The organism is Acidovorax sp. NB1, assembly GCF_005405905.1.
Lineage (GTDB): Bacteria > Pseudomonadota > Gammaproteobacteria > Burkholderiales > Burkholderiaceae_C > Acidovorax.
The window spans coordinates 1-17,107 of sequence record NZ_BJHU01000015.1 but is presented as its reverse complement, the minus strand read 5'-3'; the positions used below and the strand labels follow the sequence as shown (position 1 = coordinate 17,107).

Below are 17,107 nucleotides of genomic sequence, written 5' to 3'. Positions count from 1 at the left end.
AAAATGCCTTCATCTCGAAGTCGCTGATATCGCGGGGGAGCCAACGCATCCCCAAAAACGTTGTGTGCCAACCCTGCATCGTGAACCTCAAAAGTGGGAGGCCACCATACCCGTTTACAAAGCGAACAGGAAAGTCAATGAAATCAACGGTCTACCCAGACCACCCCCGCGCCAGTGCTAGCTTTGCGTACCGTCACTTATTGCACTGAAAACGAGGAGACCCCAAAGATCCGAGTTGGGGCACGGTGAGAGGTGAACCTGTCAGGCCCATGACCACGGTGAGGGGGGCATTGATCTCCCGGACGAGCGCTTCGATGGTCTTGGGGTCGGAAGCCCCCGGCACAAAGAGGCAATCCGCACCCGCCTCTCGGTACGCATTGCATCGCTCGACGGCCTCTGCAAAAACATTGCTCGCACCAGTCAGGTAGACATCGGATCGGGCCGTCAGAACAAAAGGAACTCCCGACGCGTCCGCGGCGCGTCTTGCTGCCCGAACGCGCGCGACAGCGTGCTCTCTGTCGAACAGGGCTTGCGCAGGATTGCCGCTGTAGTCCTCGATGTTCGCGCCCACCACACCAGCACGAATCGCAGCCGCGATGGTTTCTCCAACCTCTTCAGGGCTCGCACCGTAGCCCGACTGGAGATCGGCGGAGACAGGAAGTGGACTTGCCGCAGCAATGGACCCCACGCGATCCAGCATGGTCTCCCTGCTCACAGCAGCTTCTTGATCAGGGAATCCCAGCGAGAAAGCCACGCCTGCACTCGTAGTGGCGATAGCGGGAAAGCCGCAGGACGCGAGCATCAGCGCACTACCAACGTCCCAAGCGTTGGGCATCAGAAAGATGGCCTCGGCAGTGTGCAATTGCTGGAACCGTAGACCCCGTTGGATTTGGCTCATTATGGCCATCCTAGTCGCCGAAGTTGGTGGCGGGTACTTCAGTCGGTATCGTGCGTATGGGCAATCTCGCCCAGACACCGCATCAACTTGTCGTAAAGCGTGCGCCCTGTTGTCGGGGGAGGTATGCCACACACCCATGTACTTCCTGCCGTTTTTGCGATTTGGTAGAGCGCCTCACTTTTCGACCATAACCAGCGCATGCACAGATTCGTCGGTGTCGAAAAACGGCTCACGTTGCTTGCGTGGTTGCTTTAGGCAGCGCGTTCGAATCTCCTCGGGACGATTCAAGACAGGTTTACCGGGCAAACGCTCCGCAACTCCTATGTGGCCGTGTCAACCGCGCGTTGTTCCGGATCTGTTCACCTACTCGCCAAAACGGAGTAGATAGCTACCCCCAGATTCTGAGAGTGAAGTGGTGCAAGGCGATGTCTTCAACAAAGACGATTTGTACGAGGCATTAAGCAAGCACAGAGTGGGAATAGCGATCAATTCCAACGATCCTTCAACCCCGTCACCCGGTTGAACACCACTTTCCCGCCCACCCCGTGGTCCGCACGGTCGGCCACGAAGTAGCCGTGGCGCTCAAACTGGAATTTCTGGTCTGGCTTCGCTGCAGCCAGTGAAGGCTCCACAACCGCCGTCACCACCTTCAGGCTGTCGGGGTTCAGCGCGTCCAGGAAGTTCTTGCCGCCCGCGTCGGGTTGCGGGTCGGTGAACAGGCGGTCGTACAGGCGCACTTCGGCGCTCACCCCGTCGGCGTTGCCCACCCAGGTGATGGCGGCTTTGGCCTTGACGCTGTCGGCGCCGGGGGTGCCGCTCTTGGTGCCGGGGATGACCTTGGCGTGCACTTCGGTCACTTTGCCTTCGGCGTCTTTGGCGCAACCCGTGCATTCGATGACGTAGCCGCCTTTGAGGCGCACCACGTTGCCTGGGAACAGGCGCTTGTAGCCCTTGGGCGGCACTTCTTCAAAGTCTTCGCGTTCGATCCACACGTCCTTGCCGATCTTGAAGACGCGGTCAGGCGGCGGCGTCTGGCCTTCGGCAATGGTGCTGTGGGGCAGGGCGGGCTGGGTGCAGTCTTCGGTGTAGCCGTCAGAGCCGAACACTTCGGCCCAGTTGGTGAGCACCAGCTTGACGGGGTCAAGCACGGCCATGCCGCGGTGGGCCTTGTTTTCCAGGTCTTCGCGCAGGCAGCCGTCGAGCGTGCTGTAGTCGATCCAGGAGTCGCTCTTGGTCACGCCGATGCGTTCGGCAAACAGCTGGATGGCCTCGGGCGTGTAGCCGCGGCGGCGCAGGCCGACGATGGTGGGCATGCGCGGGTCGTCCCAGCCGCTGACTTTCTTCTCGTTCACCAGCTGCGCCAGCTTGCGCTTGCTGGTGATCACGTAGGTCAGGTTCAGGCGCGCAAATTCGTACTGCCGCGGCGGTGGGGCCTTGAGCAGGCCGCCTTCGCACAAACGCTCCAGCAACCAGTCGTAGAACGGGCGCTGGTCTTCAAATTCCAGCGTGGCGATGCTGTGGGTGATCTGCTCCAGCGCGTCCTCGATGGGGTGCGCGAAGGTGTACATGGGGTAGATGCACCAGGCGTCGCCCGTGTTGTGGTGCGTGGCGCGGCGGATGCGGTAGATGGCCGGGTCGCGCAGGTTGATGTTGGGCGAGGCCATGTCGATCTTGGCGCGCAGCACGGCGGCGCCGTCGGCCAGTTTGCCGTCGCGCATCTCGCGGAAGCGGGCCAGGTTCTCTTCCGGGCTGCGGCTGCGGAAGGGGCTGTCCACGCCGGGCTTGCCGAAGTCGCCGCGGTTGATGCGCATGTCTTCGGCTGTCTGCTCGTCCACATAGGCGTGGCCGGCGGTGATAAGGTATTCGGCCGCGCGGTACATGAAGTCGAAGTAGTTCGACGCGTAGTACAGGTGGCTTTCCTGCTTGCCGTTGAAGTTGGATTCCCAGTTGAAACCCAGCCACTGCACCGCGTCGAGGATGGAGTCCACGTACTCCTTTTCTTCCTTCTCGGGGTTGGTGTCGTCAAAGCGCATGTGGCAGACGCCGCCGTAGTCGCGCGCCAGGCCGAAGTTCAGGCAGATGCTCTTGGCGTGGCCCACGTGCAGGTAGCCGTTGGGTTCGGGCGGGAAGCGGGTGCGGATCTTGGCCGGGTCGGGCTGGCCGGCGTCGTGGAAGGCGGCATCACCCGGGCCGCCGCCCCATTGGCGCTGGGCGTAGGTGCCGGTGGCGAGGTCTTTTTCAATGACCTGGCGCAGGAAGTTTGACGTCCTGAGCGCCTGGCCCTCAATTTCTGCGGGAGCTTGGTGGTGTCGAGAGATGCTGGACGAAAGGGACGGGGGGGGCATGCAGTCATTCTAAGGAGAGGCGGAAGCTCCAAGATAATCAAGGTCTAACCCACAACAGGTGTCACGCGCTTGAACCAAAGCACTCCCTTGCCGAACGCCTCTCTGCTGAACCAGCTGTTACGGTTCACCCCCACGGCGCGCATGTTTTTCTCGGGAAATCTCTGTACCCTGACGCAGGGATCCGAGGCTGACGGCCTCAAGCAGGGGACGATGCACCTGCTGAGTCGCGGCGAGCTGCAACTGACGCGCAAGGGCTTTGCGCCGCTGAACGTGCGGGCGCCCAGCGTGCTGTTGCTTCCCCGCGCGTTGGAGCACTGGGTTCAGGGCTCAGGGCCGCAGGGGGTGGACCTGATGTGCGCCACCCTCAGTGAATTGGCGCCGCCGCTGGACATGATCTTGCCGGACGTCACGGTGATTGACTTGACCGCCACGTCATCGCTGCAGCGACCGGTAGAGCTGCTGTTCGAGGAGGCCGAGGCACGTGCTTTTGGTTATCGGGCAGCGATCGACCGCCTGCTGCAATACACCTTCGTGGTGCTTGTGCGTCACCTGATTGATCGGCAACTGCTGTCCGGCGGTGTGCTGGAGGCCATGGTCGACAGCCGTCTGGGTGTGGTGCTGTCCATGCTGCACGAATCGCCAGAGCACGACTGGACGCTTGACAGCATGGCGGAGCTGGCGCACCTGTCCCGGTCTGCCTTTGCCCTGCGCTTTGTCCAGGTGGTGGGCATACCGCCGTTGACCTACTTGACCCACTGGCGCATGGCGGTTGCCCGCAACCTACTCGCGCAAGGGCAGGCAGTGAAGGCGGTGGCCTCTCAGGTGGGCTACGGTAATGCCACCGCATTCGCGCGAGCGTTTCAACGGGCCTCGGGGCAATCGCCCAGCGCTTGGCAGATGGAGCATCTGAGTCAGCCGTAGGTCCATCGCGCCCTGGTTCTGGACGATCGGTGGCGTGATGCGGACGCCGAATGCCGTTGTGCTGTGCCGAACGGACCCGACTTCAGGTTCAATGCCTTGAGGCAGAACTTTGAAGGAGATCACGATGAACCCGAGCGAAAAAGCAGTCCTGGCCGGCGGTTGTTTCTGGGGCATGCAGGACCTGGTGCGCAAGCTGCCTGGCGTGTTGCGCACCCGTGTGGGCTACAGCGGCGGCGATGTGCCCAACGCCACCTACCGCAACCACGGCACCCACGCCGAGGCGTTGGAGGTGGAGTTCGACCCCACGCAGACGAGCTTTCGCGACCTGCTGGAGTTCTTCTTCCAGATCCACGATCCGAGCACCCCGGGGCGCCAGGGCAATGACCGCGGCAGTTCCTACCGGTCGGCCATTTTCTACACCTCGGACGAGCAGCTGGCCACGGCGCAGCAGACCATTGCCGATGTGAATGCCTCGGGTTTGTGGCCGGGCAAGGTGGTCACCGAGCTCGCGCCCGCGGGGCCGTTCTGGGAGGCCGAGCCCGAGCATCAGGACTACCTGGTCAAGCACCCCAACGGCTACACCTGCCACTACCCCCGTGCGGGCTGGAAGCTGCCGCGACGCGAGATCGGCTGACGGCCAACGCTCAAGAACGGTGGGGGTCGGCGCGCCAGTGGGCGGGCCGACCCGGTGTGTCTGTTTTTTTCCTGAGGAGATGGTGATGCAATCCCGGTGCATTCAACAGGCGCCCGAGCTGCGGGTGCCGTGGTGGATCGACGGCGAAGGGCGCAGCATGGCACCGCTGAAGCTGTCCGATCTGGGCGACGGGTTCAAAGTGATCTTCTGCTTCCAGCACTGGTGTCCGGGCTGCCACAGCCATGGCTTTCCGACCCTGGAGAAGCTGATCAAGGCGTTGGGCGATCGCGGCTTCGCGTTTGCCGCGGTGCAGACCGTGTTCGAGGGCGCCGAGTCCAACACCTTCGAGCGCCTGCGCGAGACGCAGTTGCGCTACGGCTTGAACATTCCGTTCGGACACGACCCTGCGATCGGACGCGCGTCGTCGCTCATGGCGGACTACGGGACGCGCGGCACGCCGTGGTTTTTGGTGATCGATCCGCTGGACGAGGTGCTCTACAGCGACTTCGAGCTCGACGAGCGGCAGCTGATCGGGGCGTTCGGCGCTTCGAACGATGGTCTCAAGGCGGCCTGAAGTCATGCGTGCGTCCACACCAAAGGCCGTGTCGGAGCCGAAGACGCCGGGGACGGGCCCGGCGTTTCGGCTGCCGTTTGACAACAGCTTCTTCCGGGACATGCAGGGGTTCTATGTGCCTTGGAAGCCCGAGCCGTCCCCGGCCCCGGCCTGGGTGCAGTTCAACGACGCCCTGGCGCTGGAGCTGGGGCTGGAGCCGGCGACGCTGAAGTCTGCGACCGGTCTGGCGTGGCTGTCCGGCGTGGAAATGCCGGCTGAGGCGGCGCCGCTGGCGCAGGCCTACGCGGGACACCAGTTCGGCCAGTTCTCGCCACACTTGGGGGATGGCCGCGCCTTGCTGCTCGGGGAACTCATCGACACGGCAGGACAGCGTCGGGACCTGGCCCTCAAGGGGTCGGGCCGTACGCCGTTTTCGCGCCGTGGCGATGGCAAGGCGGCACTGGGCCCGGCGCTGCGCGAGTACCTCATGGGCGAGGCCATGCACGCGTTGGGCATTCCCACGACGCGTGCGCTGGCGGTGATCCGGACCGGTGAGCGGGTGAACCGCGAGGGCTCGCCCCCCGGGGCGATCTTGGTGCGCGTGGCGGCCAGCCACTTGCGGGTGGGCACTTTTGAGTTCTTCGCGGCGCGGGAGGAGGAGGTGATGCTTCGGCGGCTGCTCGACTATGCCGTGGCGCGGCATGACCCCGCCCTCGCCAAGCTTTCCGACAAGCCCATTCCGATGCTGGAGGCCGTCTGTGAGCGGCAGGCGCAGCTGATTGCACGCTGGATGGGCGTGGGCTTCATCCACGGGGTGATGAACACCGACAACATGAGCATTTCGGGCGAGACCATCGACTATGGTCCGTGTGCGTTCATGGAGGGTTTCGATCCGGCCACGGTGTTCAGCTCGATCGACCGTCAGGGGCGATATGCCTACGGCCAGCAGCCGGCCATGGCGCAATGGAACCTGGCCCGTCTGGCCGAAGCGTTGCTGCCGGTTCTGGACGCCCGCGATATCGACGTCGTGGAACGGGTGGAACAGGTGGTGGCCGGGTTTGCCGTGCGCTTTGACCGGCATTGGACCGGGCAGCTGCGCGCCAAGCTGGGCTTGGCCGCTGAAGAGCCGGACGACCGCGCCCTGGCGGACGACTTCCTGCAGCTGCTGCAGCGGGAAAAGGTGGACTTCACGCTGGCGTTCCGCCTCCTGTCCGACGCCATCACGGGGCCGGATGCCGCACTGCACGACCTGTTCGGACGGGAGCGCCCGGCGCTCTCGGACTGGCTGGCGCGCTGGCGCCAGCGCATGGCCCGGGAGGGAAGGACCTTGCAGGACTGCGCCGCAACGGCGTGGTCGGTCAATCCCTTCGTGATCCCGCGCAATCACCAGGTGGAGGCGGCGCTGTCGAGTGCCGTGGACGAGGCCGACCTCGGTCCGTTCGAGCGCCTGCTGGCGGTGCTGGGGCGGCCGTACGAGACGGTGGAGTCCGCGCGGCCATTCACGCTGCCGGCCTCGCCCGAAGTGGCCGCAGCCCACCGCACCTTCTGCGGCACCTGATTGGGGTACCCAACGATTTCTGAAAGGAGACTTCGCATGACCACAACGAAACAGGAACCCGGTGTCCTTGGCGAAGCGGCCGCTCCCCTGGGTGTGACCCGGTGGGTGGACGCGTCGGGCCAGGCGCTGGAACACTTCGACCTGGACCGCATGCCCGGCCGGTTCAAGCTCATCTTCTGTTTTCAGGACGCCTGCCCGGGGTGCCATGCGACCGGCTTTCCGGCGCTTGCCCGGGTGGTCGACGCGTTTCGGGGGAGCGACTTCGTCGGGTTCGCCGCAGTCCAGACCGTGTTCGAGGACTTCGGTTCGAACACCTGGGAGCGCATGCTGGCCAATCACTCCCGCTACGCGCTGGGCATTCCCTTCGGGCACGACGCCGGTGACGAACAGGACGGCGCGGGTTCGGAGCTGATGCGCCGCTACCGCAACGGCGGCACACCCTGGTTCATCCTGATCGATCCCGATGGCAGAGTGGTCTACAACCATTTCCGAATCGACGCCGACAAGCTCGTCACCTTTCTCAAGCGGCTGGAAAACGAACCGGCGGCACCGGAGCCTGGGCCCGACATGTTGACTTGGAAAGGAGTGATTCAACTGGTGGAAACGGGCAACCCGACGCCACCGCGCCGAGTTGAGCGCAGCGAAGCCGAGTGGGCCCAACAGCTGACGCCCGAGCAGTTCCGAATCACGCGGCTCAAGGGCACCGAACGGGCGCACAGCTCCTCGATGTGTACGCTGTTTTCGCCCGGGATCTACCGGTGCGTGTGCTGCGGCACTGAACTATTCGATGCGTCGACCAAATATGACAGCCGCAGCGGCTGGCCCAGCTTCACGCAGGCCATTGCCCCGGGTCTGGTGGGCTATCACGGAGACAACAGCCACGGCATGGTGCGGGTGGAGACGACGTGCAACGTCTGCGACGCCCACCTGGGTCACGTGTTTCCCGACGGACCCAAGCCCAGCGGTCTGCGCTACTGCATCAACGCCCTGGCACTGGAGAAAGCATGAGCAGCGAAAAGGTAGGCTTCGCTGGCAGCAGCCAGGGTCTGCTGGTGGGTGTCTTGGAACGCCCGGACCATGCACCGTTACAAGCCCTGGCGGTGTTTGCCCACTGCTTTACCTGCGGAAAGAACTCTCTCGCCGCGACCCGCATCAGCCGGGCGCTGGCTCAGCAGGGCATCGCCACGCTGCGCTTTGATTTCACCGGTCTGGGCGAGAGCGAAGGCGACTTCGGGCGCGGTGGCTTTTCGTCCAGCGTGGCGGACATTGTGGCGGCGGTGCACTGGATGCAGAGCACGATCGGCATGCCTGCACTGTTGGTCGGACACAGCCTGGGGGGGACGGCGGCCATCGCGGCGGCTGCCCGCCTCGACGGCATACGGGCGGTTTGCACGCTGGGCGCACCCGCGACGGCCGACCATGTGCTTCGTCACTTCGGTCCGACCAAGTCCGAAGAGGATGGGCAGATCCAGGTCGACCTGGGCGGCCGGGCGTTCAGGATCGCGCCGGCCTTCATTGAAGAGCTCCAGGCCCAAGCCCACGAGAACCCGGTCAAGGGGCTTCGCGCGGCCTTGCTGGTTATGCACGCGCCAAGTGACGCGGTGGTGGACATCGGCGAGGCACAGGACCTGTTCAAGGCGGCCAGACATCCTAAGAGTTTCATCAGCCTGGACGATGCGGACCATCTGCTCACGCGCCCGGCCGATGCGCAGTATGCGGCTGACCTGATTGGCGCCTGGGCCTCGCGGTTTCTGCCGATGCGAGCCGAGCGAAACGATGCGCCGTCGGACCTTCGTGCGGGCGAGGTGTGGGTGGGGGAGCACGATCACGCCTTCTGGCGATCGATGCGAGCAGGTCCGCACCACCTCGACGCCGATGAGCCCAAGGAAGTGGGTGGTGGCGAACGCGGGCCCGATCCTTATGAACTTCTGCTGATGTCGCTGGGCGCCTGCACGTCCATGACATTGCGCCAGTACGCCAAGCGAAAAGGCTATGCGCTCAAGGATGTCCAGGTCAGGTTGCGTCATGAGCGCGCGCACGCGACCGATTGCCAGGAGTGCGGGGATCGCTCGGGACAGGTTGACCACGTCACGCGGCAGCTCCTGCTGAGCGGACCGTTGAGTGAAAGCCAGCGACAGGACCTGTTGCGCATCGCCGATCGTTGCCCCGTGCATCGAACGCTGGAGAACCATCCGGTGATCACCACCACACTGATTCGGGACTGATCCCAACCACACACAAACGAAGGAGACGGAGCATGAGAGCCATCTGGAAAGGCACCACCATCGCTGAGAGCGATGACATCGTGGAAGTTGAAGGCAACGCCTATTTCCCACACGACGCGTTGCGCCCGGAACATTTCAAACCAAGCGATACGCACACCACCTGTCCATGGAAGGGGCGGGCCAGCTACTACGACGTCGTGGTCGGCGAAGACGTGAACGCTGACGCGGCGTGGTACTACCCGTCGCCCAAGGCTGGTGCGGAGGCGGTGACCGGCAGGGTGGCGTTCTGGCGCGGTGTCGAGGTGCGGCCATGAGCGGGGAACAGAGGTTCGACGCGATCGTGATCGGAGCCGGTCAGGCCGGTCCCTTTCTGGGCGCGACACTCGTTGCCCGGGGTATGAAGGTGGCGCTCATCGAGGAGCGTGACCTGGGTGGTACCTGTGTCAATCGGGGCTGCACCCCAACCAAGACCCTACGCAAGTCGGCTCGTGTGGCTCACATGGCGCGCCGGGCCAGCGAATTCGGTGTGCAAACCGGGTCGGTCCAGGTCAACTTCAGGGCAGCGATGGAGCGCATGCAACGCCGGGTGGAGGAGGCTCGCTCTGGCCTGCAGGCCTGGCTGGGCCAGTTGGAAGGACTCACCATCATCAAGGCGCGCGGTCGCCTGGCGGGCCGTGAAGGCGAACAGTTCGTGGTGCTGGCCGGCGAGCATCAGCTGGTGGCGCCCAAGGTGGTGCTGAACACCGGCACACGTCCCTTTGTTCCGCCGGTGCCTGGGCTGGACGAGCTGCCGTTCCTGGACAACGAACGGCTGTTGGCGCTGCGTGAATTACCGTCCAGGCTGGTGATCATCGGCGGTGGATACATCAGCCTGGAGATGGCTCAGATCTTTCGGCGGCTGGGAAGTGAGGTTGCCATTCTGGAAACAGGGCCCCGCCTCACGGCCCGCGAGGACGAGGACATTGCAGCCGCTGTGACCGGAATGCTGACAGCGGAAGGCATCGAAGTGAACACCGGCGTGCGCATTGAGCGGGTCGGCAAGGCGGACAACGACGCTGGCGTGCGGGTGCAGTTGGCTGGTGGCCGCAGCGTGGATGGCAGCCACCTGCTGGTGGCCACCGGGCGAATACCGAACACCGACTGTCTGGGCCTGGAAACGGTGGGCCTGGAGGTCAGTGCGCGAGGCTACCTGGTCACCAACGACCGGCTCGAAACCGCGGTTCCCGGCATCTGGGCGCTGGGTGACATCAATCAGCGCGGGGCCTTTACCCACACCAGCTACCACGATCAGGACATCGTGGCGGAGAACCTGGCCGGAGGGCAACGCAGCGCCGCCGCGCGCGTCGGCATTTATGCCATGTTTACCGATCCTCCGCTGGCCCACGTCGGTCTTTATGAGGCCGACGCGCGAAAACTCGTGACCGAAGGGCGACGCATTTCCCAGGCGGTTCACGCCATGAAGGACGTCAGTCGCGCGAAGGAAGAAGGCGAAACCGTGGGCAAGATCAAGCTCCTCATCGATGAGGACAGTGGTCATTTCCTCGGAGCGACCATGCTCGGGATCCAGTCGGACGAGATCATTCAGGCGATCGGTCTGGTGATGGCCAGTGGCGGCACCTGGAAGTTGGTCCGGGATGCATTGCCCGTTCACCCGACGGTCACCGAGTTCCTGCCCACCATCATTGATCGACGCAAGCCCTTGACCGCAAGTTCTGGGTGAGCCGGAGGACCCACACCATGCCCATCAACCGCTCATTCAGCGGCCGCAATCGCGATGTCCACAACCACGGCGGTCGACTTCCGCCAGGACAGTCCCTGACGGAAGGTTTTCCCGTGCTGACTGCGGGCCCCACCCCAAAAGCCTTGGCGCTTGGCGATTGGCGCTTGACCTTGAAGGTCGGTGTGCGGCCGGTTCGCGTTTGGACCTGGAGCGAATTCCAGGCCCTGCCCCAGACCGAGCAGGTGGTCGATATCCATTGCGTTACCACCTGGTCGAAATTCGACACCCGCTGGCGCGGTGTGACGTTGGACACCTTGTTGCAGGCGGCCGGACTGGAAGCGCCCACGCCTTGGGTGTTGGCGCATTCTCAGGACGGCTACTCCACCAACGTGCCGTTGGCCGATCTGACACAAGGGCGCGCAATGATCGCAACGCACTACGACGACCGACCGCTCGCGCCCGAGCACGGGGGACCGGCACGCCTGTTGGTGCCGCATCTCTACTTCTGGAAGTCGGCCAAGTGGGTCAATGCGCTGCAGTTCAACGAGCGCGACGAGGCCGGGTTCTGGGAACTGCGGGGCTATCACATGCGAGGCGACCCTTTCAAGGAAGAGCGCTATGGATGAGGCTGTTGGTCAACACCGGCTGAGCTGGCAGACCGCACGCATCGATGCGTTGCAGGCACTGACTCCACGCGTCATGCGGGTGGTGCTGCGTCCTGACAGATGGGTTCGCCCGAGGCCGGGCCAGCATTTGGATGTCCGACTGACAGCGGAAGACGGCTATCAGGCACAACGGAGCTATTCACTCCTCTCACCTCCTCAACGTACCGGGCTCTATGAGCTTGGCATTGAGCGTTTGGACGATGGCGAAGTATCCACCTGGTTTCACGACAAGGCCCAGCACGGCGAAACGATTGAAGTCCTCGGACCGGTTGGAGGTCATTTTGTGCTTGACGAGTCGAACACACGACCAGCCTTGCTGATTGGGGGAGGATCTGGCGTCGTTCCCCTTTTGTCCATGGCAGCGCAACGCGTGGGTGCATACAGCCAAGCGCATACAACGCTGTTGGTTGCCGCACGCCATCTTGACGAAGTGTTGCTCTGGCCCACCCTGCAGCGATGGGAAGCGTTTACGCCGCGGTTTCGCAGCCGACTGGCGCTCTCGCGGGATACCTGTGCCCCGCGCGCACAGGACCACGTTGGCCGCATTGATGGAGCCGATGTTGCTTGGGCATTGCAGCAATTGGGTGATGTGGCGACCGAATCTGCGCAGGTTTTCATCTGCGGGCGTAATGACTTTGTCGAGTCCATCGTTCATATGGTCACCGGGCTAAATGTGCCCGAGGTCTCCATCCGCACCGAGCGCTTCGGAAGTTGACTCTCTTTTTTCTCATCTGCCGTGACACCTGAAGACATCCGCCTAACCCGATACGTCTCTGTCCGTTCGCGCAGCGAACGTCTGTGTGCCCCTCTGAGTGCCGAGGACCATGTTCCCCAACCGGTTTCCGACGTCAGTCCGCCGAAGTGGCACTTGGCCCACACCACGTGGTTCTTCGAGACTTTTGTCCTCGCGAAACAACAGCCGGACTATCGACTGTTCCATCCTCTGTATGGCTACCTGTTCAACAGCTACTACGAATCGGAGGGCGCTCACCTGGCACGCCCGCAGCGAGGGAGCTTGAGTCGCCCGACGGTGGCTGAGGTGATGGCGTATCGCGCGCATGTGGACGAGTCCATGCGCCGTATGCTGAAGGAACCACTGGAGCCCGCGGTCGCGGCCTTGGTAGAGCTGGGCATGCAGCATGAACAACAGCATCAGGAGTTGCTGATCACAGACATCAAGTACATCCTGGGCCACAACCCATTGCATCCGGCGTATGACCCTCTGGGCATCGGTCCCCAAGATGTGACGGCCGAACATGATGGAACCTGCCCACCACTGGACGATTGGCTTAGCGTCGAAGGGCAGACGATTCGCATGGGCCACCAGGGGCCAGGGTTCGCCTTCGACAACGAGTCGCCATCGCATTTGGCGCTCATTCAAGGAGTAGACATCCGTGTGGCGCTAGTCACCAATGATGAATACCTTCAGTTCATGCGCGACGGAGGATATCAGCGCCATTCGCTCTGGCATGCGGAAGGCTGGGACTGGGTGCAAACGCTTAAATTCCGTGCGCCGATGTACTGGCAGCCCGACCCTAACCAGCCTGACGGATGGGGTCATTACACGCTCCAGGGGGTGATGCCGCTGACCAGTCAGGCACCAGTCACGCATGTCAGTTACTACGAGGCACACGCTTTCTGCGATTGGGCGGGGTGGCGATTGCCCACCGAGTTCGAGTGGGAAGCAGCGGCAAGCCGGTTCGACTGGGGGCGTCGATGGGAATGGACGCGCAGTGCCTATCAGCCCTATCCCGGTTTTGCCCGCAGCGAGGGCGCAGTGGGCGAATACAACGGGAAGTTCATGGTGAACCAGCAGGTCTTGCGCGGAGCGTCCTGGGCCACATCGCCGGGCCACGCCCGTTTGACATACCGGAACTTCTTTCACGCTCCGTTGCGTTGGCAGTTCACGGGCATCCGTCCTGTTCGCTCGCGGGAGTCCGCATGACTGATCGGGACAGACTGACGGAGCATGTTCTGCAAGGGTTGACGCGACCACAGAAGGCGCTCTCATCCGCTTGGTTCTACGACGATGAGGGCTCGCGCCTGTTTCAGCAGATCATGGCGCTGCCCGAGTACTACCTCACACGCCTTGAGCACGAGCTGCTGCGCTCACGCGCGGATGAGCTTTCCCGGTGGATAGATCCTCGGTGCAGCCCGATCGATCTGATTGAACTGGGCAGCGGCGACGGGGCCAAAACGCTGTCGCTGTGCCAGGCACTGGCGCAACGTGAAGTGGATTGCATCTACAGGCCTATGGATGTGTCCGCACACGCCCTAGCGGATCTGAGCCGCCGCTTTGACACGTACCTCCCCCGCATGGCCATCGAACCGGTGCTGGGAGACTATTTCGAGCATTGGCCTCAGATTGCCGAAGGGCGACGCCAGGTTGCAATGTTGCTGGGCAGCAATCTGGGCAACCTCGACGAACACGGTGCCGTCAAGCTGCTGCAGCGGGTGCATTCGCATTTGCGCCCGGGTGACCTTGTGCTGCTTGGTCTGGATCTGGTCAAGGACCCGGCCATGTTGCGCGCAGCATACGACGATTCACAGGGCGTGACCGCTGCGTTCAATTTGAATCTGCTGACGCGGTTGAATCGCGAGTTGGGCATGGACTTCGATCTGACGAAATTTCGGCACTACGCCAGCTACTGTCCGCTGGAACACGTGGCCAGAAGCTTTCTGGTGAGCCAAGTTGACCAGGTGGTCCACAGCAGAACCCTTGACCGAGGGTTTGTATTCCATGCCGGGGAGACCATCTATACAGAGCAATCCCAGAAATACTCCCTGGCTTCAATCGAACACCTCGCACGCCGAAGCGGGTTTGACAACACCTGCACCCTGACCGACCCCCGAGGCTGGTACGCCATCACCGTCTGGCACCGGCTACCGTTCACCCCAACGCAACAAACGTCGACCTGAAAAAGGAGTCCTAATGAGCAACAAGACCCATCTGCGCCAGACCATGCTGGACCTTGCCGAAGGGCGCCTGCGGTTTGCTGAACAGACCTATGCGCAATACCTGGTCGGTGCGGCGGGCCGCGGAGATGAACCCAGTGAAAGCGATGCGGCGTCGCGGGCCGTCAACAATGCCGCTCTGGCGCAGGCGTTCGAATGCCCCATTCACGATCATCAGGAGGCCCTGGAAGTCTTACGTCAGATCGATTTCGGTCCCCGGGATTCGGTGGAGACAGGCGCCGTGGTTCGCATCGACGGGCGTTGGTTCGTGATTGCGGTTGCTAGCGATGCCTTCCAGTGCGACGGCAACACCTACATGGGAATTTCCACCCAGGCGCCCATCTACGCAGCGATCGCAGATGCCCGAGCCGGTGATGTTGTCAGCTTCCGGCAACGCGAACTGCACATAGAGGAAGTCTTGTGATGCACCTCATTCGAGTCTGAACGATGGGCGGCACGCTGCGCGACTTGGTCCGGCGCTTTCATGGCACAGGTCGACTTGGTGCCATCGTTCTGCGCCCGGATCGCCTCAAGGACGCTGTGTCCGTGCAGGAGGCCAGGGCCGAACCGGGTCTCGGGCTGATTGGCGATCACCGCTCCCTGCGGCTTCGTCAGTCGGATGCGCAACGCCATCGCGAGCTGAGTCTGATCCAGGCTGAGCACCTCAGCTTGCTCGGGGTCTGGACGGGGCAAGCCCCAATTGCCCCGGAGCGTTTGCGGCGCAACCTCGTGATCTCGGGGATCAACATCGCCGCGATGCATTCACCTTTCCGGGAAGAGCGCTTTGTCTGGCGAATTGGCGGTTCGGTCCGCATTGAAATCACGGGGCCATGTCCTCCTTGTTCACGCATGGAGGACGAGCTCGGTGAAGGCGGTTACGCCGCGCTGCGTGGTCACGGGGGCGCCACGGCACGGATCGTCGTAGGTGGCGTGCTACGGGTTGGAGATACCGTTAACCTTGACGTTGAATCCACCGTGGGCTGAGAGCCATGATCGAAGCAGAGCGTACGCCTGGGTTCCTCCATCTTCTCCAGATGACCGGCGGTGCGTCGTGGTTGCACATGTGCATCCACCACCGCGAGACGGAAGGTTTTCTCTCGAGCGCGACCGGCCTGGACAAGCTGATCGCCGCAGCGATGGTCTCTGAAGATACCCGGTCGCGGTTGCGCGTCCACGGGCAGGGTGTGATGGTTCTGCTCAAAGCGATGCATCTGAGAGCTGATGGAGTGGGGCATCCAGAGGACATGGTGTCCATGCGAATCTGGATTGATGAGCGTCGGGTTATCACGACCCGCGAGGAGGATGTGGATCCCATCCTCGAACTTGCAGAAGACATCTCTCAGGGGCGCGGCCCTGCAACGCCAGGTGACTTCCTTTGCGATCTCATCGAAGAGCACCTCGCGGAAGTTTCCGAGCAGGTCGAGATGCTGGAGGATGGGGTGGATCTGATCGGCGGCCTTCTGGTTCAGCACCAGACGGAAGCGGCATGCCCGAGCATGGCCAATACCCAGACCGCGATCTCTGGCTTTCTTCGTCATCTTGGCCCCCAGCGAGCCGTTCTTCAAACGTTGACAACTCTCGTCGTCCCGCCGCTGAATATAAATCACCGAGGCCGACTGGAGGAGCACCTGAACCAGCTGTTGCGGTTGCTCGAAACGCTGGAGAATTTGCGTGACCGTATCGATATCCTCAGTGACCAGGCAAACCGCATTCAGGAGCGACAGCTGAATCAAAGCTCTTATGTTTTTGCCGTGGTATCCACAATCTTCTTGCCCTTGAACTTTGTCACTGGCCTGTTTGGCGCCAATCTTCTGGGACTGCCGTTCGCAGATGCCACCAATGGCTTCTGGGTGTTGGTAGGTCTTTGCTTACTAATGAGTGTTGGGTTGGTAGCGGTCTTTCGCTGGTTCAAATGGCTTTAGTAGACGGTTTGTGGACTGTTTGAGATGTATCTTCGGAGCCGTCCATCAAGGACGGGTGCGCTGTTAGGAAAAACGATACGTGCCTGTTGATTCATCAGCACAACTGAGCCAGTGATCACGTCGAATACTGAGCCACTGGGTTGATGGATGTTCTGGCTACTCGGTTGTGGATAAGTCTATCGGGTCTGCTGCTTTTCGATCTCCTTTCTGAGCTTTTGCACGTGGCTTGGACGGTGCCGCGCCAGCGGCACTGGAGTGCTTGAATCGCCAGCTCTCATTGCCTGTCTCCACGATGTGGCAGTGGTGCGTGAGGCGGTCGAGCAAGGCGGTTGTCATCTTGGCGTCGCCGAAGACGCTGCTCCATTCCGAGAAGGTGAGGTTGGTGGTGATCACCACGCTCGTTCGCTCGTAGAGCTTGGAGAGCAGGTGGAACAGCATCGCACCGCCCGACTGCGTGAACGGCAGGTAGCCCAGTTCATCCAGGATCACCAGATCGACGTACATCAGCCGGTGTGCCAACTGCCCGGACTTGTTGGGGTCTCCTCGTTTTCAGTGCAATAAGTGACGGTACGAAAAGCTAGCACTGGCGCGGAGGTGGTGTTGGTAGATCGTTGATTTCATTGACTTTCCTGTTCACTTTCAAATCTGCGATTCGTGGCGTCAAACCGTGGTCGGTTTCATCCATTGGTGCCAGTTATCGATGCATTTGGC

At 62.4% G+C, this 17,107-nt stretch carries 17 protein-coding genes and 1 pseudogene; 15 read left to right on the top strand and 3 right to left on the bottom strand.

Annotation, left to right across the window (positions count from 1 at the left end):
• Window positions 1–193: 193 nt before the first annotated feature.
• Together AvAM_RS06710 and AvAM_RS06705 are read right to left on the bottom strand one after the other, a co-directional pair.
• Complete coding sequence (locus AvAM_RS06710; RefSeq protein ID WP_079385910.1) at window positions 194–898, bottom strand: isocitrate lyase/phosphoenolpyruvate mutase family protein; 705 nt, start codon at window positions 896–898, stop codon at window positions 194–196.
• Between the two features lie 485 nt (window positions 899–1,383).
• A complete protein-coding gene (locus tag AvAM_RS06705; protein ID WP_197970338.1) occupies window positions 1,384–3,243 on the bottom strand; it encodes a glutamine--tRNA ligase/YqeY domain fusion protein in 1,860 nt (619 codons plus the stop codon).
• Between the two features lie 87 nt (window positions 3,244–3,330).
• Between AvAM_RS06705 and AvAM_RS06700 the strand changes: the two genes are divergently transcribed.
• The 15 genes from AvAM_RS06700 (at window position 3,331) to AvAM_RS06630 (ending at window position 16,396) form a co-directional block, all read left to right on the top strand.
• Window positions 3,331–4,164, top strand: a complete 834-nt coding sequence (locus AvAM_RS06700; RefSeq protein ID WP_051519701.1) for an AraC family transcriptional regulator — start codon at window positions 3,331–3,333, stop codon at window positions 4,162–4,164.
• Between the two features lie 124 nt (window positions 4,165–4,288).
• Window positions 4,289–4,798, top strand: a complete 510-nt coding sequence (msrA, locus tag AvAM_RS06695) for a peptide-methionine (S)-S-oxide reductase MsrA (protein ID WP_008652077.1) — start codon at window positions 4,289–4,291, stop codon at window positions 4,796–4,798.
• Between the two features lie 85 nt (window positions 4,799–4,883).
• A complete protein-coding gene (locus AvAM_RS06690; RefSeq protein ID WP_137746359.1) occupies window positions 4,884–5,372 on the top strand; it encodes a peroxiredoxin in 489 nt (162 codons plus the stop codon).
• Window positions 5,373–5,376: 4 nt separating this feature from the next.
• The gene (locus AvAM_RS06685; protein WP_074423286.1) at window positions 5,377–6,909 is read left to right on the top strand and encodes a YdiU family protein; all 1,533 of its coding nucleotides are present in this window, start codon (window positions 5,377–5,379) and stop codon (window positions 6,907–6,909) included.
• A gap of 567 nt (window positions 6,910–7,476) precedes the next feature.
• Entirely contained in the window at window positions 7,477–7,917 is a 441-nt protein-coding gene (gene msrB, locus AvAM_RS06680) for a peptide-methionine (R)-S-oxide reductase MsrB (protein WP_034054008.1), read from the top strand.
• The gene (locus AvAM_RS06675) at window positions 7,914–9,134 is read left to right on the top strand and encodes a bifunctional alpha/beta hydrolase/OsmC family protein (RefSeq protein WP_008647313.1); all 1,221 of its coding nucleotides are present in this window, start codon (window positions 7,914–7,916) and stop codon (window positions 9,132–9,134) included. The genes msrB and AvAM_RS06675 overlap by 4 nt, the downstream gene beginning before the upstream one ends.
• A 32-nt stretch (window positions 9,135–9,166) precedes the next feature.
• Window positions 9,167–9,448, top strand: a complete 282-nt coding sequence (locus AvAM_RS06670) for a DUF427 domain-containing protein (RefSeq protein WP_034053981.1) — start codon at window positions 9,167–9,169, stop codon at window positions 9,446–9,448.
• Window positions 9,445–10,854: a mercuric reductase gene (locus AvAM_RS06665; RefSeq protein WP_034053982.1), complete on the top strand. Its 1,410-nt coding sequence runs from the start codon at window positions 9,445–9,447 to the stop codon at window positions 10,852–10,854. Before AvAM_RS06670 ends, AvAM_RS06665 begins: the two co-directional genes overlap by 4 nt.
• A gap of 17 nt (window positions 10,855–10,871) precedes the next feature.
• Window positions 10,872–11,480 carry a sulfite oxidase-like oxidoreductase gene (locus tag AvAM_RS06660; RefSeq protein ID WP_008647302.1) on the top strand — a complete coding sequence of 203 codons (609 nt, stop codon included), beginning with the start codon at window positions 10,872–10,874 and terminating at the stop codon, window positions 11,478–11,480.
• Window positions 11,473–12,234, top strand: coding sequence for an FAD-binding oxidoreductase (locus AvAM_RS06655; RefSeq protein ID WP_042797684.1), 762 nt, complete (start codon window positions 11,473–11,475; stop codon window positions 12,232–12,234). Before AvAM_RS06660 ends, AvAM_RS06655 begins: the two co-directional genes overlap by 8 nt.
• Before the next feature lie 21 nt (window positions 12,235–12,255).
• The gene (gene egtB, locus AvAM_RS06650) at window positions 12,256–13,464 is read left to right on the top strand and encodes an ergothioneine biosynthesis protein EgtB (protein ID WP_197022694.1); all 1,209 of its coding nucleotides are present in this window, start codon (window positions 12,256–12,258) and stop codon (window positions 13,462–13,464) included.
• Window positions 13,461–14,438 (top strand): L-histidine N(alpha)-methyltransferase, encoded by a 978-nt coding sequence (gene egtD / locus AvAM_RS06645; protein ID WP_034053995.1) that lies wholly within the window; start codon window positions 13,461–13,463, stop codon window positions 14,436–14,438. The genes egtB and egtD overlap by 4 nt, the downstream gene beginning before the upstream one ends.
• Before the next feature lie 13 nt (window positions 14,439–14,451).
• The gene (locus tag AvAM_RS06640; protein WP_008647292.1) at window positions 14,452–14,898 is read left to right on the top strand and encodes a hypothetical protein; all 447 of its coding nucleotides are present in this window, start codon (window positions 14,452–14,454) and stop codon (window positions 14,896–14,898) included.
• Between the two features lie 23 nt (window positions 14,899–14,921).
• The gene (locus AvAM_RS06635; RefSeq protein ID WP_034054001.1) at window positions 14,922–15,458 is read left to right on the top strand and encodes an MOSC domain-containing protein; all 537 of its coding nucleotides are present in this window, start codon (window positions 14,922–14,924) and stop codon (window positions 15,456–15,458) included.
• 5 nt (window positions 15,459–15,463) lie between these two features.
• Complete coding sequence (locus AvAM_RS06630; protein ID WP_042797683.1) at window positions 15,464–16,396, top strand: CorA family divalent cation transporter; 933 nt, start codon at window positions 15,464–15,466, stop codon at window positions 16,394–16,396.
• A gap of 156 nt (window positions 16,397–16,552) precedes the next feature.
• Here the strand turns inward: AvAM_RS06630 and AvAM_RS06625 are convergent.
• Window positions 16,553–16,927: pseudogene (locus AvAM_RS06625) on the bottom strand (ATP-binding protein); the annotation flags it as partial.
• Between the last annotated feature and the right edge of the window lie 180 nt (window positions 16,928–17,107).